Annotated in this window: 17 protein-coding genes; 3 read left to right on the top strand and 14 right to left on the bottom strand. The window is 59.6% G+C overall.

From position 1 onward, the window contains the following. Window positions 1-19: 19 nt before the first annotated feature. The 4 genes from ASD46_RS24325 to ASD46_RS24310 all read right to left on the bottom strand — a co-directional run bounded on the left by ASD46_RS24325 (window position 20) and on the right by ASD46_RS24310 (window position 5,531). The gene (locus tag ASD46_RS24325) at window positions 20-1,081 is read right to left on the bottom strand and encodes an ABC transporter ATP-binding protein (RefSeq protein ID WP_003514159.1); all 1,062 of its coding nucleotides are present in this window, start codon (window positions 1,079-1,081) and stop codon (window positions 20-22) included. Beyond that, window positions 1,078-3,309 (bottom strand): ABC transporter permease, encoded by a 2,232-nt coding sequence (locus ASD46_RS24320; RefSeq protein ID WP_025594445.1) that lies wholly within the window; start codon window positions 3,307-3,309, stop codon window positions 1,078-1,080. The genes ASD46_RS24325 and ASD46_RS24320 overlap by 4 nt, the downstream gene beginning before the upstream one ends. A gap of 86 nt (window positions 3,310-3,395) precedes the next feature. Further along, complete coding sequence (locus ASD46_RS24315; protein ID WP_003514162.1) at window positions 3,396-4,421, bottom strand: ABC transporter substrate-binding protein; 1,026 nt, start codon at window positions 4,419-4,421, stop codon at window positions 3,396-3,398. A 117-nt stretch (window positions 4,422-4,538) separates the two neighbouring features. Continuing rightward, window positions 4,539-5,531 carry an ABC transporter substrate-binding protein gene (locus ASD46_RS24310; RefSeq protein WP_029658808.1) on the bottom strand — a complete coding sequence of 331 codons (993 nt, stop codon included), beginning with the start codon at window positions 5,529-5,531 and terminating at the stop codon, window positions 4,539-4,541. A gap of 229 nt (window positions 5,532-5,760) precedes the next feature. Between ASD46_RS24310 and ASD46_RS24305 the strand changes: the two genes are divergently transcribed. From ASD46_RS24305 to ASD46_RS24295, 3 genes are all read left to right on the top strand, one after another. Further along, window positions 5,761-6,501: a response regulator transcription factor gene (locus tag ASD46_RS24305; protein ID WP_003514167.1), complete on the top strand. Its 741-nt coding sequence runs from the start codon at window positions 5,761-5,763 to the stop codon at window positions 6,499-6,501. Continuing rightward, window positions 6,498-8,612 carry a sensor histidine kinase gene (locus tag ASD46_RS24300; RefSeq protein ID WP_025594448.1) on the top strand — a complete coding sequence of 705 codons (2,115 nt, stop codon included), beginning with the start codon at window positions 6,498-6,500 and terminating at the stop codon, window positions 8,610-8,612. Before ASD46_RS24305 ends, ASD46_RS24300 begins: the two co-directional genes overlap by 4 nt. Window positions 8,613-8,751: 139 nt before the next feature. Further along, on the top strand, window positions 8,752-10,479 hold the full coding sequence (locus ASD46_RS24295) for a hypothetical protein (RefSeq protein WP_051365505.1): 1,728 nt from the start codon (window positions 8,752-8,754) through the stop codon (window positions 10,477-10,479). Window positions 10,480-10,537: 58 nt separating this feature from the next. Here ASD46_RS24295 and ASD46_RS24290 read toward each other — a convergent pair whose 3' ends face one another. From ASD46_RS24290 to ASD46_RS24245, 10 genes are all read right to left on the bottom strand, one after another. Next, the gene (locus tag ASD46_RS24290; RefSeq protein ID WP_025594451.1) at window positions 10,538-11,239 is read right to left on the bottom strand and encodes a ParA family protein; all 702 of its coding nucleotides are present in this window, start codon (window positions 11,237-11,239) and stop codon (window positions 10,538-10,540) included. 117 nt (window positions 11,240-11,356) lie between these two features. Next, a complete protein-coding gene (locus tag ASD46_RS24285) occupies window positions 11,357-12,445 on the bottom strand; it encodes a protein-glutamate methylesterase/protein-glutamine glutaminase (protein WP_035198754.1) in 1,089 nt (362 codons plus the stop codon). A 12-nt stretch (window positions 12,446-12,457) separates the two neighbouring features. Then, window positions 12,458-13,327, bottom strand: a complete 870-nt coding sequence (locus ASD46_RS24280; protein WP_029658809.1) for a CheR family methyltransferase — start codon at window positions 13,325-13,327, stop codon at window positions 12,458-12,460. After that, the gene (locus tag ASD46_RS24275; protein WP_025594456.1) at window positions 13,324-13,818 is read right to left on the bottom strand and encodes a chemotaxis protein CheW; all 495 of its coding nucleotides are present in this window, start codon (window positions 13,816-13,818) and stop codon (window positions 13,324-13,326) included. Before ASD46_RS24275 ends, ASD46_RS24280 begins: the two co-directional genes overlap by 4 nt. 2 nt (window positions 13,819-13,820) lie before the next feature. Then, entirely contained in the window at window positions 13,821-15,638 is a 1,818-nt protein-coding gene (locus tag ASD46_RS24270; protein WP_025594457.1) for a methyl-accepting chemotaxis protein, read from the bottom strand. 1 nt (window position 15,639) lies between these two features. After that, window positions 15,640-16,185 carry a chemotaxis protein CheW gene (locus ASD46_RS24265; protein ID WP_025594458.1) on the bottom strand — a complete coding sequence of 182 codons (546 nt, stop codon included), beginning with the start codon at window positions 16,183-16,185 and terminating at the stop codon, window positions 15,640-15,642. After that, window positions 16,182-18,149: a chemotaxis protein CheA gene (locus ASD46_RS24260; RefSeq protein ID WP_025594460.1), complete on the bottom strand. Its 1,968-nt coding sequence runs from the start codon at window positions 18,147-18,149 to the stop codon at window positions 16,182-16,184. The genes ASD46_RS24265 and ASD46_RS24260 overlap by 4 nt, the downstream gene beginning before the upstream one ends. Next, window positions 18,146-18,514: a response regulator gene (locus ASD46_RS24255; protein ID WP_013636814.1), complete on the bottom strand. Its 369-nt coding sequence runs from the start codon at window positions 18,512-18,514 to the stop codon at window positions 18,146-18,148. The genes ASD46_RS24260 and ASD46_RS24255 overlap by 4 nt, the downstream gene beginning before the upstream one ends. Further along, the gene (locus ASD46_RS24250; RefSeq protein WP_013636815.1) at window positions 18,511-18,837 is read right to left on the bottom strand and encodes a hypothetical protein; all 327 of its coding nucleotides are present in this window, start codon (window positions 18,835-18,837) and stop codon (window positions 18,511-18,513) included. Before ASD46_RS24250 ends, ASD46_RS24255 begins: the two co-directional genes overlap by 4 nt. Next, complete coding sequence (locus ASD46_RS24245) at window positions 18,830-19,963, bottom strand: HD domain-containing phosphohydrolase (protein ID WP_035198757.1); 1,134 nt, start codon at window positions 19,961-19,963, stop codon at window positions 18,830-18,832. Before ASD46_RS24245 ends, ASD46_RS24250 begins: the two co-directional genes overlap by 8 nt. Window positions 19,964-20,160: the final 197 nt, after the last annotated feature.

Raw genomic sequence — 20,160 nt, 5'->3', positions numbered from 1 at the left:
CCGCGATACGCTTTGAAACTCAGGCCTGGATCAAGGCAATGCCACGGTTCTTGAACCCGAGTGTGACATCGCTTTCGGGCGGCAGACTGGTCTCGACCGCATGGTCGATGATGAAGAGCGTGCCGATATCGGTCTCGACTTCATATTCGACGTGACCGCCGAGATAGGCACTGTGCAGCACCCGCCCGGCAAGTCCCTGCCCGCCCGATTGGGCAATGGAAATCGAACCCGGACGAACCGCAAGCTTTGCCGGGCCGGGTTTAGCGTTGCGTGCCGCAACACGGTGATCGATCCCCCCAACGCGGATCAACGCATCGGCGCCCTCAAGGCTGACCACCTCGCAGCCGACGACATTCGCCTCGCCCATGAAGTCGGCGATGAAGGAAGAAGCTGGCGCCTCGTAGAGTTCCCGCGGCGCGCCTGACTGGGCGATCTCGCCTTCCTTCATCACGATGATCCGGTCGGAAACGGCCAGCGCCTCGTCCTGATCATGCGTCACATAAACAGCGGTAAAACCAAGCCGCTGCTGCAATTCCCGGATTTCGGTACGAACCCGGCGGCGAAGACGCGCATCGAGGTTGGAAAGGGGTTCATCGAGCAGCAGCACCTGCGGCTCCAGCACCAGAGCACGGGCAACCGCCACGCGCTGCTGCTGACCACCGGAAAGCTCGGCAGGCAGACGATGCCCCATGCCGGCCAGCCCCACGAGCTTCAGACCTTCCTCGGCCTTCTCCCGTGCTTCCGCCTTGCGCAGTCCGGAGGATTGCAGGCCATAAGCGACATTGTCGAGCGCCGTCATATGCGGGAAAAGCGCGTAGGACTGGAAAACCATCGAGACATCGCGCTCATTGGCCGGCAGCATGGTCACATCCTTGTCGCCGATCAGAATGCGACCGGCCGTCGGATGTTCGAGCCCCGCCAGCATGCGCAGCGTCGTCGTTTTGCCGCAACCGGAGGGACCGAGAAGTGTCACCAGCGTGCCGGGTTCGATGGTGAGCGAAAGGTCGGGGATGGCGGTGAAGGCGCCGAATGTCTTGCGGACATTCTGAAAGGTGACGGAGCCGGGCTTTACGGAAATCATGCGGTTTTCTCCTGAGCGAGAGGAACGGAGGACGCGGACGGCAGTCCCGCGACGCGGTTTTCGCGGCGCAGGCGACGCTCGCCTACAATGAGCTGGAAGCCGGTGATAACAGTGATCATCACCACGATCAGCATGGAGGAATAGGCAATGGCGACACCGTATTCACCGTTTTCGACGAGACCGACGATATAGGAGGTCGCCATGTTGTACTGGGCGCTGACGAGGAAGATGACGGCGCTGATCGAGGTAATCGCTCGGACGAAGGAGTAGACCAGAGCCGCCGTGATCGCCGGGCGCAGCAGTGGCAGGATCACTTTCCTGATCGTGCGGAAACTGTCGGCGCGCAGCGTCAGCGAGGCCTCATCCAGGCTTTTGTCGAGTTGGCTCATTGCCGCAATGCCGCCGCGCACGCCGACCGGCATGTTGCGGAAGACGAAGCAGGCGATCAGGATCAGCGCCGATCCCGTCATTTCCACCGGCGGCAGGTTGAAGGCCATGATGTAGCTGACGCCGATGACCGTTCCGGGAATGGCAAAGCTCATCATCAGGGCAAATTCGAAGATGTTCCGACCGGCAAACTTCTGCCGCACGATGATATAGGCCGTCAGCAGACCGACGGCAGCGGTCAGCGGCGCCGACACCAGCGCGATCTCCATGGTGGTCCAGAACGAGTTCCAGGCAACACCGGTCCAGGCGATCGAGCCGTTGGAGAAGCTGACGGAGAACGCGCGGATGTAGTGGTCGAGCGTCAGCGAATTGTCCAGACCCCAGGTCTTCACGAAACCGCCGACGAGGATCATGCCGTACACGACGATGGTGAAGACCATCCACGGCACGACGACGGCGTGGACACCAATGGACAGGCCGCGTGGCAGCGCGATATGCGCGCCGCTGTCGCCCTTGCCGGTAACCGTGGCGAAGTTCTTGCCAGCCAGCCAGAAACGCTGGGCGAGGAAGGCCGAAAGCGTGAAGCACAGGAGGATAATGGCGAGAACAGCGGCGCGTGAAGGGTCGTTCTGCGAACCGACAACGGCAAAGAAGATTTCCGTCGACAGCACCCCATGCGTGCCACCAAGCACCAGCGGATTGCCGAAATCCGCCATGCTTTCGATGAAGCCGATGAGAAACGCATTGGCGAGACCCGGCTTCATCAGCGGCAGCGACACCCGCCAGAAGGTGCGCCAGCGGTCGGCGCGAAGCGTTTGCGACGCCTCCTCCATCGACGGGCTGACACCTTCGACGACACCGATCAGCACCAGGAAGGATATCGGCGTGAAGGAGAGCACCTGCGCGATCCATATGCCGGTCATGCCGTAGAGCCAGCGGCCGGGTTCGATGCCGAAGAGATAGGAAAGCCATTCAGTGACGACACCGGCGCGGCCGAAGAGCAGCGTCAGGGCAAGACCGATGACGAAAGGCGGCGTTATGATCGGCAGAACCGTCAGAAGGCGCAGGCCCTTCTTGAACGGAAAACGGGTGCGGGTGGCGACCAGCGCGAAACCCAATCCAAGCACTGTGGAGCCGAAGGCGGTCATCAAGGCGAGGAAGAGCGTTCGCCAGGCAACGCCGCAGCGTTCTTCACCCGTGACACAGCCAAGGCTCCAGATGCCGGGATCCTTGATATTGCGGATGAAGCCATCGGCGTTGAAGGAGCCATCGAAATCCTGAACAGATGCGATCAGCATGCTGCCGATCGGATAGAATACGAAAACGGTAACGAGGAAGGCCAGAATGGAAATCGAGCCGACGACAAAGGCATCGCCCTTCATCACGCCGCGTTCGGCAAGCCCAAAGGCAAAGAAAAGCACAAAGACCAGCGACATGACGACGGCACCGGCGCCCATGGCGGGCTGGCCATCGGAAAGCACGCCGAACAGGTTTTCACTGACACTCCATGTCCAGCCGGTAAAGCCGATCGCCAATCCCTGCAAAATCAGAACCACGAGACCGGCAGCACCAATCCACGCAAGCAGCTTGCCCCGCAGCATCGGATCGCCAATCGGGCGGACAAGGCATCCGGCAAGGAAAAACAGGCCGGCACCGGCAAGCCAGGGTTTTCCATAAACCAATATTTGCAGCATACCGGGCGCATTGCTGGGGGAAGAGAGAAACTCAGACAGCCAGCGGAAGCTGAAGAAGCCGCCTTCAATGCGATACCAGGGAAGAAAAACCAGGGCAAAAGCCCCGAGCGCCAGGACAATGTTCAGCCTGCGATTGCCACGTGTCATGGCCGACCTCGCTTATTTCATGCCGATGAAAGAACGGCGGACATCCCGGCTTTCAAAAGCCGGGATGTCGATCGCCGGAGTTCAGATCAGTTTGCGACTGCACCGACCTCGCGGTCCCAGCGTTCCAGCAGCGCCTTGCGCTTGGCCGGGTCGCCATAGGTCTTGAAGTCGTAGTCGATGAGCTTGATGTCCTCGAACTTCGGTGCTTCCTTCGGCACTTCCGCGGTCTTGTTGGATGGAAGCTGGAAGGACTTGGCGTCCTTCATGCGTGACTGGACCTCTGGCTTCAGCGCCCAGTCGTACCAGGTCTTGGCATTTTCGAGGTTGCGGGCACCCTTGATGATCGACATGGAGCCAATTTCGTAGCCGGTACCTTCGCAGGGCGCGATGGACTTGACGGGGAAACCTTCCGCTGTCTGCGCCACGGCATCATGCATGAAGACGATGCCGAGTGCCGTCTCGCCACGCGCTGCCGCCTTCACCGGCGCGGAGCCGGACTTGGTATATTGCGAGATGTTGGCGTTGAGCTTCTTCAGATAATCGATCGCCTGGTCTTCGCCCATGATCTGCACGAGCGAGGCAAGCGCCGTATAGGCTGTGCCCGAAGAGTTGGGATTGGCGATCTGGATTTCGCCCTTCAGTTCCGGTGCCAGCAGATCGGCCCAGCACTTCGGCTCCTTGTAACCCTTGGATTTGAAGATTTCGGTGTTGTAACCCCAGCCCAGCGCGCCGGCATAAACGCCGACGGTTCTGTAACCGGTGCTTTCCGCCTGTTTGACGGCCCAGTCCTGCAGCTGATCCAGCATCGGCGACTTGTATTCGAGCGTCAGGTTTTCGGAGGCCGCCTGCATGTGCGGATCGCCGGTGCCGGCCCACCAGATATCGGTCTTCGGGTTGCGGGCTTCCGCACGCACCTTGGCATAAGTTTCGCCGGAAGACAGGCGAACCATATTGACCTTGATGTCATGCGACTTTTCGAAATCGCCCTTCATCTGTTCGCAGATGACGACATCGGCAGAGCATATCAGGTTAAGCTCGCCTGCCGCCTGCACCGATGTGGTGCCGAGTGCCGTACCGGCAAAAAGCAATGTGGAAAGTATCGTCAGTCGCATGGTTATCCTCCTGTAGCTTGCGTCTGAATGGTTCGGCAGTCCACAAACATGGCGCTGCCGGTCGCGGCATCTTGTGCTGCCACGCTGTCTGTCTTTTCGGTCTTGGATTGCTGACCCCTACTGGGTCGGGTGAATTTCGTTGTCGAAGCGGCTTAACAATCGACTTCGCTCTTCGGGTTGGCCAAAGGTGGCGAAGTCGTAATCCACCATCTTGATCATCGATATATCGGGCGCCGTCAGCGGCAAGGTCGCCCGGGCGTTGGATGGCACCTGGTTCTGCCCCGCCTTTGCCCCGGTCGCCTGTCCTTCCGGGGTCAGCGCGAATTCAACGAAGGCCTGCGCCAGCGCATCGTTGTGGTTGCCCTTGACGATGCTGACCGCCCCGATCTCATAACCGGTTCCCTCGCAAGGGGCGACGATCACCAGCGGAAAGCCTTCGATCTTCTGTGTCACGGCGTCATGCATGAAGGAAATCCCGATCAGAACCTCCCCCCGCGCCGCCGCCTTTACGGGCGCCGAGCCGACCTTGGTGTAACTCACCACATTCTGGTTAAGCTTGCCCATGAAACTGAAAGCCTCCTCCTCGCCAAAGAGCTGGACAAGCGTGGCAAGCATGGTGAAGGCCGTGCCCGAATAGTTCGGGTTGCCGGTCTGGATATGGCCGCGATAAATCTCCTTCGCCAGATCCTTCCAGCATGTCGGGGCCGGCAGATTGTTCTTGGCGAGCAGTTCCGTATTATAGGCAAAACCGAGCGCACCGGCATAGATTCCGGCCGATTTCGATCCCGACATCGCATTGAAATTCTGCGCCCATGGCAGCAGATCCTGCTGATGGGCGGGCTGATACTCTTCCAGAAGGCCTTCCGAACCCGCCTGCAAATGAGTGTCGCCTGTACCGCCCCACCAGACGTCGACAGTCGGATGGGCGCGCTCGGCACGAATCTGATCGAGGATTTCGCCGGTGCTCTTGCGAACCATCGAAATCTCGACCCCCATCCGCGCTTCGAAAGCCCGCTGCATTGTCACGCACCAAGCCTCGTCGACGCCGCACAGGACGTTTAACTTCGTCGCGGCCATGCCATGCCCTGCGCCGCACAGCCATAAGGCCATGCTCGCCGCAAGTGCGGTCAATGCTCTCAACTGAGCCTCCCTGCTTGGAACCTCCCCGTTCCAATCTCCGCCATTAGCATGTCACATCCTGACCGCACCGCAATCGAAGAATGGTTACCAATCTTTCCGAACAAGATTACAGATATTACAAATATGACAGGGCGGATAACCAGCTAGGCTTTGAAGATCGCGTCTGCCGCGCCTATGATGATGGCGGGAGGAATACGCAGTGCTTAATCAGAAGGTTCGCATTCTGATCGTCGAGGACGATCCGGATATGGCAGAGCTTATCTCGGACCTCGTCGAGGCCGAGGGCTGGCTGCCCACCTGCGCGCGCTCCGCCGAGGAAGCGGACGAGATATTGGCGAAGGACGTGATGCAGCTGGTGCTCGTGGACCACAACTTGCCCGGCACCTCCGGCCGCACCTTTGCCCAGAGACTACGCAGCAAGGTCGATATCGGCATCGTCATGGTAACGGCTGCCGGCAGCGCCGCCGACCGGGTTCTCGGCCTGGAAACAGCGGCCGACGATTATGTCGTCAAACCCTTCGAACCGATCGAACTCACGGCACGGATCAAGGCCGTTCTGCGCCGGACGATCCCCTCCTTAAAGCAGGAAAAGGACAGCGAGCGCGACCACGGCCGGGCGGCATTGCTCCTCAGCGACTGGGCGATTGATCTCAATGCTCGACAGGCGGTCTGCCTGACCGATCGCAGCAGAACGCTGACAAGTGCCGAATTCGCACTTCTGGAAATTCTGGCCGAAACGCCCAACCAGCCCGTCAGCCGCTCCCAGATCCTCGACAGGCTGGGCTCGGAAAGCGACCGCTATATCGATAGAAACGTCGATGTGCTGGTGCTGCGGCTGAGGCGCAAGATCGAGCGAAACCCCGATCTGCCGCGTCACATCAAGACGCGGCGCGGCAGGGGTTATGTGCTCCACACCGACGAGGGCGAGCTTTCTCCGTGATCAGCCGCTCCTTCCTTTCCTCGATCGCCTTTCGCCTGCCCTTTGCGATCGTCTTCATCTGCATCCTCGTCTTCAGCCTATCCGCCATCGCCATCTACGGCCTGCAACGCGCCCGCGATGAAATGGCCGCCTACGGCCTGCAGGCCTTTTCCAGCCTTGCCAAGGCATCGCTGGTTTCGCGGCAGGTCTCCGACCTCGTCTCGAGCGCACCTTTCCTGATGAATGCCGCCTCGCCCTATCGCGTCTCCAGCGAAAGCCGGTCCGTGGTCCAGCAGGTCGATATCCTGCTGGAGATGACAGGGCCAGGCAACGGTGATCGGGTCGCCCGCGGCTTTGCCAACGAGCGCATCGTCGAACTCCTTGAATTGATCAGAACACAGACGCTGGATCTGGCAAAGGATGCCGATGCGGCGCAGGGCCACAAGGCGGAAGCGGCAGCCGCGCTTGGCGAAATTGCCACGGGTCGCGGCATCACCGATCCCGAACTGCGCAGGCGGATGAACGGCATCGTGCAGGCCGCATCCGCATCCGACAGCCTCTTCCAGCTTGGTGAACTGCGCCGCCGCTATGTTGCCGAAACCACCGCGCGCCAGGAAGGTTATCCCGGAGAGCGGCTCCCCGTGGCCGAGCTGCAACCCTATGAGCGGGTCTTTGAAGCGCAGAGCCGTTACCTCTTGGAAATGTTTGCGATCCGCGCCTCGGTATCGCGGCTTCACATTGTGTCGCGCGATCTGTCCCATGTCACCGAAACCCAGAGCGATGCGGTTGCCCGCAGCCTCAACGAGGACCTGATCTCGACCTCGGACGCTCTGAGCCGGCTATTGGTCATCGTCGCAGTCGCTTCGCTTCTGGTTCTGGTCATGGCAACATTCTCGATTCGATCAGTGATGCGTGTCTCACGCGGGATCGCGACGCTTTCCAACGGCATGAATGCGCTCGCCAAGGGTGAAAAGGATGTCGGCCCGCCATCCTACACCGGATCGGAGACGGAACTGATCCGCCTGCTCGATGCTTTCCGGGCTTTCCATGACAGCGTCGATCGTGTCTCCCGCCTGCGGCGCACGGCAGAAGCGGCGGCCCGAACCATCCGCTCGACCTTCCGCAACATGAATGAGGGAATAGCGCTGTTCGATCCGACCGGTCGGCCAATCACCATGAACCGCCGGATCATAGAACTTGTCGGTCGTTCCGGCTCGTCGCGTAAGCTGCCGCTTCGCCGTTTTGTCGAACCGATACCGGAGATCGATCCCACACTGTTCCCTTTCGAGAGCGGCCGAGGCGAGTTGATGGACCGGGCAGTGGTGCGCCATCGCACTGGAGATCAACGAGTGATCGAAGTATCGATGTCACGCCAGCCGGATGGCGGTATCGTGCTGCTCGCCCGGGATGTAACTTCTCTCGATCGTCAGGAGGCGGAGGCCGCAAAAGCCCAGAGGCTTGATGGCATCATGCGCATGACCCATCAGGTCAGTCATGAAGTGGGCAACATGATCGGCATCATCACCGGCAGCCTCGGCCTGCTGGAGCGCGAAACTGGTTTCAACGATCGCCAGAAACGCCACATCGCCCGTATCCGCAAGGCGGCGGATCGCGGCCGTTCTCTGGCCAGCAGCATGCTGACCATCGGCAGCCAGCAGCCCATTCATCCGAGCTGCATCAACGTCGCAAACCTGCTGCGCGGCATGGCCGATATCCTTGAGATTGCAGTCGGCCCGAAATGCCGGATTGCGCTGGAGATTGACGAGGATCTTCCCTCGATTGCGCTAGACCCTGCCCTCCTCGAGCAGTCCATCCTCAACCTTTGCCTGAATGCGGCAGCGGCCATGCCCGATGGTGGCCTGATCTCGATCAGCGCCGCTTCCGAGAAGGATGCACTTGTGATCGCCGTCACCGACGAGGGGGTCGGCATGACGCCCGAGGCGGTGGACAAGGCCTTCGAGCCCTATTTCACCACCCGGCAGGAACACGGCGGGGCAGGCCTCGGCCTTGCAATGGTCTACGGCTTCGTCCGGCAGAGCGGCGGCGAGGCGCATATCAGCTCAATGCCGGGCGATGGCGCAAGGGTACAACTGACTTTTCCGGTAGGCACCGACCACGTCCAGATTCGATAAGCCCCGAGAAGGCCTTCCAGGGGGAGAGGAATTCGTCAACCAATTGAGTTGTTAACTCCCGATCAACTCAGAATATTCACTGTCCGTTTCTTCCTGCTCTCTAGGATCACGCCATCCGAGTATGGGAAACAGTACCGTCGTGAAAAATCAACCAAAAGCTGAAGCCAGTGATCCGCAAGCGTACCTGACCGCGCGCCTTGCAACCGCACAGTCTCGTATCGAGAAGACCTTTCTCGAAGGCGGCTCCGTGCTCGTTTCAGTCATGGACATCCTGAACCAGCTCATCACCATATTGGACCGCATGACGGGTTCGATGGACGGCGATACCGCGGATGCGGCAATGGCCAACATGCAAAAGACCATTGAGGACATGGTCCGCCTGCCGGAAACCGAACAGTTGCGACAGGCCGCCTTCGTTGAAATGAGTTTCCTTTGCAAGTCTGCAAACGGCCATGTCGATGATATCCGCGAGACGATCCGTTACCTGAAAACCTTTGCGGTCACGGTAAAGATCACCGGCGCAGGCATCGCCGAATTTTCCTCCTTTGCCGAGGAAATCCGTGAACGCATCCATTTCGGCGGTACTGAAGTCGGCAAATTCGCGCAATATCTCGATCTCATGGACAAGCAGCTTGCCAGAGCGCGCGACGTCTCATCCGTCATCGGCGCCGATTTCGAAGCAACGATCCCCGGCATCGTCGGAGGTTTGAAGACAAATTCCGGTCGCATCGGCGAACAGCATCGCGCCATGACGGCCATGGCGGCCAAGGTGAAATCCGTCGCGCAGGGCGTGCAGGGCAAGATAGCGGCAACGCTGTCCTCCCTCCAGATCGGCGACATTACCCGCCAACGTGTCGAACATGTGCAGACGACACTCGCCCTGTTCAGCGATTATCTGAATTCCGAAGAGGCGCTGGCGTTAAATTCCGCCGAAATGGACGCTCTTTACGACACCGTTTTCGAGATGGTCAGCGCCCAGATCGACGAGATGGCAACCACCTTCCAGCAGGATTGCCGCAAGATCTTTGCAGGCATCTCAAGTTTCGCCGACGATGCCGCAACCATTCTTTCACTGCGCGACACCCTGGTGGAAGATGCTGCCAATGATGGCGGCAGCGCGTTGCAGCTGCTTGAGAAGGACATAGCAAAGGCGTGCGATCTGGCCGGGCGCGTTCAGGAAGGCATGGCGGATGCCAATGCGGTCGTCGCTTCCGTTACCGGTACCGCACAGGACCTGTTGCACGGCATTGAAGTGCTGCGCTCGATCAAGACTGAAATCCATTATATGGCGCTGAACTCAAACCTGCGCTGCTCGAAACTGGGCGACGAAGGCCGGTCGGTCAATGTCGTCAGCGGCGAGCTGCGGGTCTTTGCCGACAAGCTGGAAAGCCCGGCGGATTCGATCGTTGCCGATCTCCACCGGATCGAAAGCGTCATTACAAATCTGAAGACGGCTGAGAACCGGAGCGCCGGTGATCTGCGGGAACCATTGAACGAAGCACTGGAAGCCATAAGCCACGCCAAGGGTCAGATGGAAACCGGTCTTCAGGATCTCGCCACGGAAGGTCAGGCCGTTTTCAGCCGCATCAGTGCCGCCGTGATCAAGCTCGATTTCGAAAGCGAACTCGGCGATGTCCTGAAAGAATGCCATCACGTGGCAAGCGGGCTGGCCGCCGGCGGCGCCGGAGACATTTCCGGCTTCGCAGAGAAAATCCAGCCGTTTTCGGCACGCATCTACAAGATCTACACGATGGCGCAGGAGCGCGACGTGCATCTTCGCTACTTGCCGGTCGATCTTGCGCCCGGGCAGAAAGCACCCGCCGCCGTCGAAGATGACGACGATCTGTTTGCCGACGCGCTTTTCTAGAGCGTACCCGATCTAAACGGGATCGATGGGGCGCTTTTACTGCGCCGGGTTCCCGGCGTCAGGCCGCCTGCATCAGTTTGCCAAGGCTTTTCTTGCTGGAGGCCTCAAGGAGACGGAGAACCTCGGCGGCAAAAGCTTCGGCATTCTGCAGAGCCTTGTCGAGATTGCTGACATGGCCGGCTTTCATCATATGCAGGCATCCATCGAATTCGAACATATCGCGAAACGCAGAACGTTCGAAAATCGGCGTATCGAGAACACGTACATTCCTTTGCGCCAGCAGTTCCCGTGCGGCCAGAAGCGCGCGGGTCGTGACCAGCGGATTGACGCGGGTCAGCACGACGGAATGGTCGATCCGGATATTCGCCTTTTCATCGAGATAACGCAGCAGCTCCAGCACCTGCGCCCCGCCCTGCGCATCCATGGTGCTGCCCTGAACGGGTATCAGCACATGGTTGGAGAGACCTATCGCAGTCGCGAGCAGGGGCGATTGCGCACCGGGCAGGTCGATGATCACATGATCGAATGCACGGCGGCTGTCGATGACATGCTGCTGTAACGTCGCCGCCGTCACATAGGTGATGACTGAAAAATCGACACGCGCATCGGCCTTTTCACGCCAGCGGGAAATCCAGCGCTGTGGATCGGTATCGATGACGCAAACCCGCGATCCGCGCCGCGCCAGTTCGGACGCCAGGAGAAGAACCGCCGTGGTTTTCCCGGCGCCGCCCTTGGTGTTCGCGAAGGTGATAACTGGCATGGCATGATCCGGAAAACTGGGCGGAGACTGTCATGCCTCGCGGAACTCACCTGTCGCATGGTGTTACCGCCATCATTGGCGAGTTTGGTTAATGCCGGGTAAAAAAGGGTCGCGCCATCAGCGGCGGCGGTCTTCGGCCTGAATTTCCAGCGCGATCCTGTCGAGTGGCAGAACCTTGTCGACACCGCCATGGGCGATCGCTTCCTTCGGCATGCCGAAGACAACAGAGGATGCTTCGTCCTGCGCCACCGTGAAGGCGCCGGCCTGATGCATTTCCAGCATGCCGCGTGCGCCATCATCACCCATGCCTGTCATGATGATGCCCATGGCGTTGGCACCGGCGGCACGCGCGGAAGAACGAAACAGAACGTCCACCGAAGGCCGGTGTCGCGAAACCAGTGGCCCGGTGCGGACCGAAACGCGATAACGTGCACCCTGCCGCTCCAGCAGCATATGTCTGTCGCCCGGCGCAATCAGCACATGGCCGCGCAGCACCGGATCGCCGTCCTCGGCCTCCTTGATCTCGACATCGCAGAGACTGTTCAGGCGTTTTGCAAATGCGGCGGTAAATTTTTCCGGCATATGCTGAACGATCACGATGCCGGGTGAATTGGCCGGCAGCTTCATCAGCATTGCGCGCAACGCTTCTGTGCCGCCGGTGGATGCACCGACACAGACCACCATTTCAGTGGTGCGTGCCATGGCCTTGCCCGAAGGCGGCGGCAACACGGCATCGGCGGTCAGCTTGGCCTGCGGACCGCTTGCGGCAGCCGAACGCAGCGCCGCCCGCGCATTGCCGACGCGGGCGTGCGCCGCACTTTTGACGACCTCGCAGATGCGCGTGGCCTGCTCCGCCAGATGATCCGCAGCGCCTATCCTCGGCTTGAGGATGATGTCGACCGCCCCCGCCTCCAGTGCCTGAAGCAGGGTTTCCGATCCGGCCTCGGTCAGCGACGAGCACATGACTACAGGGATCGGTTTCTGCGACATGATCTTGCGCAGGAAGGTGATGCCGTCCATGCGCGGCATTTCCACATCAAGCGTGATGACATCGGGAATTTCTTCCTGAATGCGCTTGGCCGCAACAAACGGATCGGCAGCGGCCCCGATCACCTCAATGCCGGGATCGCTTTCGAGAACCTCCGTCAGGGTCTGCCGGACGCTGGCGGAATCGTCGACGATGAGAACGCGGATTTTTTTCGACATGGCTCTCTGCCGCTATTGCTTCTTGAAAACGGTATTGGCGACCTGCCGCAGGGGCAGGTCGATACCGGTTATCGTTTCGGAATGACCGATGAAAAGGTAACCGCCCGGCACCAGGCGCTTGCACAATTGGGTCAGGACGTGCACCTGAGTTTTTTTATCAAAGTAGATGAGAACGTTACGGCAGAAGAGAAGGTGCACCGCATCGCCGATCTGGTAGGTCGGGTCCATGAGGTTGAGGCGGGCAAAACCGATCTTGGAACGCAGCCGCGGCACGATCCGAACCTCCCGTCGTCCGGCATCGACCGACCGCATGACATATTTGCGCATCATGTCGGCCGGAACCGGTTCGAGCAGTTCACGGGCATAGATACCGCTATGGGCTTTCCTGAGCACATCAGTGGAAAGGTCGGTCGCAAGGATGCTGAAATTGTTGATGACCTGTTTCTCGGCCGCTTCGGCCAGCACCATCGCCATGGTATAGGGTTCCGCACCCGTCGAACAGGCGGAACTCCAGGCACGGATACGCCCATGGCCTTCACCCGCAAGTGCAGGCAAAGCGAATTTCTCCATGTAGTCGAAATGGTTCGGCTCACGGAAAAAATCCGTCTTGTTGGTCGTCACCACGTCAATCAGGTAGATCGCTTCCTCTTCCAGCCCGTCTTCGCGGAAGAGGAAATTGCAATATTGAGCGAAGGTGGCATGCCCCGTGGCGCGAAGACGCTTGCGCAGACGCCCTTCCAGCATGGTGCGCTTGCTGTCCGGCATCTTTATGCCGCTGTAATTGTAGATGTATTCGGCGAGCAGCCGGAAATCCCGCTGACTCAGGCCATCATGCGCGGAGCTGGCAGCAATGGAGGCATCCACGGAAAAGGCTCTCCTCATGCCGCCTGAACCGGTGTGCCGCCCTGCCGGGCAATGGCGTTTTCTTCGTTCGAGAAAAGCTTTGCAAGATCGATGATGACGACGAAATCACCTTCGCGGCGAACCACACCTGCAATGTAGTCGGAGTTCCAGTGAACGCCGATATCGGGTGCGGTTTCCATCTGGTCGCGACGGAACGGCGTCACCTCGAACACCTTGTCCGCCACGAGACCTATCGCCAGCGTGCGGGATGGAAACGGAATATCCAGCACCAGCACACGGGTATGAGCTGTCCGCACGCTGCGGCTCATTCCGAGCCGCAGCCGCAGATCGATGATGGGCACACCCTGCCCGCGCACATCTCTCAGACCCAGCAGATATTCAGGACTATGCGGAATCTTGAACGTGTCCTCATAGTCGAGGATTTCGCGGACGACCGCGACGGATACCGCAAAGACCTCCTCACCGAGGCTGAATGTCACGAACTGGCCTTCTGAAGATGTGCTGGTCATGGTCAGGCGCTTTCGCGGAAATCCGCGTCGTCAGCATCGGGACCGCCCATGGACATATCCAGTGCGAAACCTTTGACGCGGGCTTGCTGGGCACTGACGGTATTGCCCGTCTGCGGTTTGCGAACGGGGGCCGGCTTCATCGCCGGACGCGTTGCAGCGGGCTTTGCGGCAGGCCGATGTGCAGCCTGTGCGGGGCGCGACGAGACGCTTGAGGTATCCACCTTGAAGAAGGCGATACTGCTCTGCAACTCTTCGGCCTGCGCCGCCAGCTCTTCCGAAGTCGCTGACATTTCCTCCGAAGCGCCGGAGTTCTGCTGCGTCACCTTATCAAGCTGCTGGATTGCCTCGTTGATCTGGGAGGCGCCGATATCCTGCTCACGGCAGGCGGCGGAGATTTCGGCGACCAGCTCGGCGGTCTTGCGAATGTCCGGCACCAGACGGTTCAGCATGTCGCCCGCTTCGGTTGCCACCTGCACGGTCTCGCCGGAAAGCGAGCTGATCTCGCTGGCAGCAGCCTGGCTGCGTTCGGCGAGCTTACGCACTTCCGATGCCACAACAGCAAAACCCTTGCCGTGTTCCCCAGCGCGCGCCGCCTCAACGGCGGCGTTCAGCGCCAGAAGATCGGTCTGGCGGGCAATTTCCTGCACGATGGAAATCTTCTCGGCGATGGTGCGCATGGCGACCACGGCGCGGTTGACGGCTTCACCGCTGGCTTCGGCATCCTTGGACGACTGGCGCGCGATCTTTTCCGTTTGCGCGGCATTGTCGGCATTCTGCTTGATGTTGGCAGCCATCTCTTCCATCGAGGCCGAGGCCTCTTCGGCAGACGATGCCTGCTCGGTCGCGCCCTGGCTCAGCTGTTCGGAGCTGGCCGACAGTTCCTGGCTGCCGGAGGACACATTGTCGGAAGCGGAAAGCGCATCGGCGACAATGCCACGCAGGCGCTCAACCATCCGTTCCAGCGCAAGGCCGAGAGTATCCCTGTCGGACAGGGGTTTCGGCATGACGGTAAGATCGCCATCCGCAATCCGGTCGGCAATGCCTGCGGTATTGCGCAGATTGCCCGTCATCGTGTTGATGCGCGCAACGAGATCCTTTATCTCGTCATTGGTCTTGATCTCGACATTCTGATCGAGATCGCCGATCGCAACCGCCTCAGCCACGGTCATGATCTTGCGCAATCCGCTGCTGATGCCGAGCGCGATCCAGAATGCTGTCGCGATGGCGATGAGTACGGCAATGACCGATGCACTGACCAGCAGGGTGCGGGTCTGCTCATAGTCATCAGCCGCCAATTGCTTCGATTCTTCAAGACGGTCGCGGTTCATCTTGACGCCCTCGCCCAGTTTCCCGGTCAGGGCATTGGCAGCGTCACGGCCCTTGCCGGACGAGTACGACGCGGCGAGCGACGTATTGCCCTGCGCAACCAGTTCCCGGACGTGATCATCACTGGCCTCGAAAGCCTTGGTGATGGCCTGCAGATCCGTCCAGAACGCACGCGTCTCGGCGCTGGCGGTGGCTGCCATATCATTCAGCATGGCCGTCAACTGGTCGCGACTTTCGTTACCGGCCGCCTTGAAAAGCTGGGTTTCCTCCGGCGAAGCAGCAAGGATGATATTCTTCTGCGACCGGACAGTTGCCAGCGCCAGTGCGTTCATCTGGTGAACCTTGTCGAGGCGCACGACAGTGCCATCGACCACATCGTCCATGGCATTCTTGGCGATACCGAGGCTGTATATGCCGTAGCCGGCCGTTCCGGCAAGCATCAGGATCAGAAAGCCGAAGGCAACCGCCAGCTTCATCTTGATTGTAAATCGCATCTCAATGCTCCTTGGAAAGTTCGATGACGTTGCCACGCGCGCTGGACGAAACCGTTCCGGACTCGCGATGCCCCGTGAAAATTGCTGTCAGATTTGGAAGAATGACGAACTCGCTGCCGCGTTTGATGAGGCAATGGATGTAATCCGCTCGCCACCGCATGCCGACGCTCGGCGGCGGTTCGCTGGCTGCCCGGCTGAACGTGGTCACCTCGTTGACCTTATCGGTCCTGATGCCGATCAATGCCGGCTCGCCATCAAACGGCAGTTCTATGACGACGATACGGCTATCAATGGTTCGCTCGGTGGCTTCCATGCCAAAGGCAAGACGGATATCGGCCAGAGGGATGACCTTGCCCCGGAAGTTGATAACACTCGCCACGAAGGCTTTAGCACCGGGAACGGCGGTTTCGGGCAGAAGATCCAGAATTTCCCGAACCTTCACCGCCTCTATGGCGAAGGTCTCGCCCGCGATGTTGAAGGTCAGAACTTCCACGGCGTCGGACACGCCCCAAAATTCGTCCGTCTGCTTCAAGAGAGACTGGTTCATCCCGCGGCCCGCAATCGCGCCTCCTGCTGTTGCCCCGCCATCACCAGATGTGCGACATCGAGGATAAGGGCGACATTGCCGTCACCGAGGATGGTCGCGCCGGAGAATGTCGCGACGTCATGGTGCAGTTTCGACATGGCCTTGATGACCGTCTGGTGATCACCGATGATCTGGTCGACCACAAGCCCGACTCGCTCGGAGCCGGTGGAAATGACGACGATCTTCTGGAACTGATCCGGCTTGGTTCCGGTGTTGAACAATTCGCGCAGGCGAATGAAGGGAACGAGGCTCTCGCGCAGTGAAATGAAGGACCGGCCCCGCGAACGAATATCGTCGTCAGGCGACAGTTCGAGGCATTCCTCAACCGCCGGCAGCGGAATGACGTAGCAACCATTGCCGACCCGCACCAGCAGGCCGTCGATGATGGCCAGAGTCAACGGGATCGCCAGCGAAACTTCCGAACCCGCGCCCGGCGTGCTGGTAACGCTGATCGTGCCGCGAAGGGCCTCGACACTCTTCTTCACCACATCCATGCCGACACCACGGCCGGAAAGACTGGTAACTTCAGAGGCTGTCGAAAAGCCCGGCTGGAAGATCATCTGCAGCAGTTCCTGATCGCTGACCTGCGCGTTCGGAGCCAAAAGGCCGGAAGCCTCAGCTTTTGCCCGGACGCGCTGGCGATCGATGCCACGGCCATCGTCACGGATGGTGATGGTCACATCACCGCCCGACTGGCGGGCAATGAGGGTGATCCGCCCCGTCGCCGGTTTGCCGGCCGCCACACGCTCATCGCTTTTTTCGAGTCCATGGTCGCAGGAGTTGCGGACAAGGTGCACGAGTGGATCAGCCAGGCGTTCGATCACCGCCTTGTCGACCTCTGTGCCTTCGCCCTCGGTCTCCAGCTCGATCTGTTTGCCCGTTTCCCGCGCCAGGTCATGGATCAGACGGCGGAACCGACCAAAAAGCTGGGCGATCGGCACCATTCGCAGGACCATCATCGTATCGCGAAGTTCTCCGGAAAGACGTTCGACATCCTCCGAAACAGAGCGCAAAAGAATATCGACGCTGCTACCCGCCAGCTGCGAAAGGCGGGACTGTGCAATGACGAGCTCACCGACCCGATCCATCAACTCGTCAAGTCTTTCAGCAGGCACCCGCACGTTTTCGGCCGCCTTGCCGCCCTTCGGATCGGCGGCGACCTTTCTGGCTTCAGGCAGGATTTCGGAAACGGGGAGCTCTTCTTCGACAACCGCTTCGATTGCGCGGATATCGATCTCCATGTCATCCATCACGAAGATGAAAACGTCGTCGATTGCCGATTGCGGCTGCTCGGTCGTCAGCCGGACTGTCCAGCCCAGATGGAGATCGCTCGGATTGAGTGCATCGAGAGACGGCACCGTCGAGGTGTCGGCAAGGATTTCACAATCGCCGAGTTCGGCCAGTTCATCCAGCAGACCAAGGGGATTGGTTCCGTTTGCCATGGCGTTGACGGGCAACCGGAACCGGATTTCCCAGGTGGCAGCTTTTGCCTTTGCCTGCTTCCTGGTGAGATTCTGCACCGGAACATGTGTCAGGACACCGCCATCGCCACGAGTGCCGACTGCTGCACGAAGCTTGGCGAGCAGCTGCTCTCCAACATCACCCTGCACACCGTGCGGATTGTCGACCAGCGCCTGCATATGATCCTGCGCTTCAAGAACGGCTGCGACCAGTTCGCTGGTTGCCGGAACCTCGCCCTTGCGCACCCGGTCAAAGGCGGTTTCGCAATGGTGGGTGAAGGCGGCAAGCGCCTCGAACCCGAACATTGCCCCGGACCCCTTCAATGTATGCAGTCCGCGGAAAACGGCGTCGATCTGATCCTGATCGGTCAAATCGTGAAGCAGATCGAGAAGGCCCCCCTCGATTTGCTCGAAAAGCTCCGCAGCCTCCGTTCTGAAAACCTGAATAGGGTCCAGCGTCGTCATTTTCCGAGGACCTTTCTGACGATCTTGACCAGATGTTCGGCATCGAAGGGCTTGGTCAGCCAGCCGGTGGCACCGGCGGCCTTGGCGCGCGCCTTCATGTCCGCATCGGATTCCGTCGTCAAAAAGATGATCGGAATGCCGGTATGAGCCGGAGATTGCCGAAGCGCCTCAATCATCTCGAGACCATTCATGTTCGGCATGTTGAGATCAGTGACGATGAGGTCAAAATTCGCGGCCTTCGCCTTGGCAAGACCGTCCTGCCCATCAACGGCCTCGGTAATCTGGTAGCCCGCGCCTGTGAGGGCGATCTTCGTCGTCATGCGAATGCTGGCGGAATCGTCGACCGTTAAAATATGTGCGCTCATGATATGTCCTTTCCATGCAACCAGAACTGGCGGGAGGCTTCATCCATCCGCGACAGGAAACCGCCCCGCCGCAATGTCTGCAAAACCTGACCGTCAGCCGGCTCTTTCAATGTTATCGTCTTGTTGTTCTGCGCCGCGAAATTGCGCGAGGCTTCCATCAGCTGCACGAAGCTCAAATCCGCATCCGCATCCTTGGGCACCTCGACCACCAGCCTGTCGGTGTCTTTGAGACGGTCGAGAAGAAGACCGTGTGCCGGCGCAATCGACCGGATGGAAAGCGCTTGCGGCATCTTCAGTGTGTCGTTCGTGGTTTCATCAAACATGGGGAGTCTCCCGAACGGCTGCGGCTTGCATGCCGCCATCCGCCCTGATCGGTTGTTCTTCCGGTGTTTCGAGGCTCGGCACTTCGATCTCCAGAACGCCGTGACCCGTCATGAGCCTCTCGATCAGTGTCCATTGGCGCTGGAACGCCGCGACGCAGGCGGGATCGAAATGGCTGCCGCTCTGCGCGACAACATGCGCATATGCCTCTTGGGTCGACCAGGCCTTCTTGTAAGGGCGCTCGGAGCAGAGAGCCTCAAAGACGTCCGCAATGGCGACGATACGGGCTTCCAGCGGAATGCCATCGCCCGACAAGCCGTGCGGATATCCCGTTCCATCCCATTTTTCGTGATGGCCGCCTGCAATCGCCTCGGCTATGCGCAGCAGGTCGGATGAACCGTTTTCGAGAATCTGCACGCCGATACCGACATGTTTTCGCATTTCGGTAATCTCATCAGGCGTCAGGCGACCCGGCTTCAGCAGCACGCTGTCGGAAATTCCGATCTTGCCGACATCGTGCAAGGGTGCCGCGAGATAGATCATGCGGCAATGCTCGTCATCGAGGCCGAGATCCTTTGCCATCAGCATGCTGATTTGCGCGACGCGGGAAATATGGTCGCCGGTGTGGCCGTCGCGGAATTCGATGGCCCGCGCCAGGCGCCAGATGATTTCTTCTTCGCGGGCCGCGAGTTGCCGGGTGGCCTTGCGCACCTCATCCACAAGGCTGCGCGCCTGTCCGGCAAGATCGCGCTGCGCCTTGCGCAAGGCGAGAAGGTTGCGCACCCGCGCCTTCAGCTCCACCGGGTCAAAGGGCTTGTGGATGAATTCCGTGACACCGCTCTCTATCGCTTCGATAAGGACAGGCCGGCCTCTTTCCGATGTGATCATGATAACAGGCACATGCGCGAAATGCTCATACGTATTCAGTGCCTTGAGGAGCTGTATGCCGTTATATTTCGGCATCGTATAATCCACCACAAGCAGATCGACCGCATTGTTGCGGCAGAATTCCAACGCCTCCGTGGGATCGGTGAAGCCCACGATGGTGCCGACATCCGGAAGCCCGCGGACCGTCGCTTTCAGGGCAACAAGAATCGACTTGCTGTCATCGACCAATACGATTTGCACTTGTCCTCGCTATCATTGGATTGCGGGCGAATAGACGCGCGAACTCCTCGGCTTTCACCGAGCGAATTCAACGGATCTGGAAACATTTTTTTGGGAAAAGACGACCGCGTCATGTGGTCATAAAAATGAAGCGCCTGCGCGAAATTCGCCTGCGAAGACAACTTCTTATATGAATAAATTGACCAGATGTTGGTTAA

The sequence above is a fragment of the Rhizobium sp. Root491 genome, from assembly GCF_001427205.1.
GTDB classification, from domain to species: Bacteria; Pseudomonadota; Alphaproteobacteria; order Rhizobiales; family Rhizobiaceae; genus Agrobacterium; species Agrobacterium tumefaciens.
This window is presented reverse-complemented; position numbering and strand designations above follow the sequence as displayed.

What these genes read in the sequence shown, in the direction of transcription:
- ASD46_RS24325 (WP_003514159.1), bottom strand. Translation starts at nt 1,081, where the DNA reads ATGATTTCCGTAAAGCCCGGCTCCGTCACCTTTCAGAATGTCCGCAAG.
- ASD46_RS24320 (WP_025594445.1), bottom strand. Translation starts at nt 3,309, where the DNA reads ATGACACGTGGCAATCGCAGGCTGAACATTGTCCTGGCGCTCGGGGCT.
- ASD46_RS24315 (WP_003514162.1), bottom strand. Translation starts at nt 4,421, where the DNA reads ATGCGACTGACGATACTTTCCACATTGCTTTTTGCCGGTACGGCACTC.
- ASD46_RS24310 (WP_029658808.1), bottom strand. Translation starts at nt 5,531, where the DNA reads ATGGCCTTATGGCTGTGCGGCGCAGGGCATGGCATGGCCGCGACGAAG.
- ASD46_RS24290 (WP_025594451.1), bottom strand. Translation starts at nt 11,239, where the DNA reads ATGCCAGTTATCACCTTCGCGAACACCAAGGGCGGCGCCGGGAAAACC.
- ASD46_RS24285 (WP_035198754.1), bottom strand. Translation starts at nt 12,445, where the DNA reads ATGTCGAAAAAAATCCGCGTTCTCATCGTCGACGATTCCGCCAGCGTC.
- ASD46_RS24280 (WP_029658809.1), bottom strand. Translation starts at nt 13,327, where the DNA reads ATGAGGAGAGCCTTTTCCGTGGATGCCTCCATTGCTGCCAGCTCCGCG.
- ASD46_RS24275 (WP_025594456.1), bottom strand. Translation starts at nt 13,818, where the DNA reads ATGACCAGCACATCTTCAGAAGGCCAGTTCGTGACATTCAGCCTCGGT.
- ASD46_RS24270 (WP_025594457.1), bottom strand. Translation starts at nt 15,638, where the DNA reads ATGCGATTTACAATCAAGATGAAGCTGGCGGTTGCCTTCGGCTTTCTG.
- ASD46_RS24265 (WP_025594458.1), bottom strand. Translation starts at nt 16,185, where the DNA reads ATGAACCAGTCTCTCTTGAAGCAGACGGACGAATTTTGGGGCGTGTCC.
- ASD46_RS24260 (WP_025594460.1), bottom strand. Translation starts at nt 18,149, where the DNA reads ATGACGACGCTGGACCCTATTCAGGTTTTCAGAACGGAGGCTGCGGAG.
- ASD46_RS24255 (WP_013636814.1), bottom strand. Translation starts at nt 18,514, where the DNA reads ATGAGCGCACATATTTTAACGGTCGACGATTCCGCCAGCATTCGCATG.
- ASD46_RS24250 (WP_013636815.1), bottom strand. Translation starts at nt 18,837, where the DNA reads ATGTTTGATGAAACCACGAACGACACACTGAAGATGCCGCAAGCGCTT.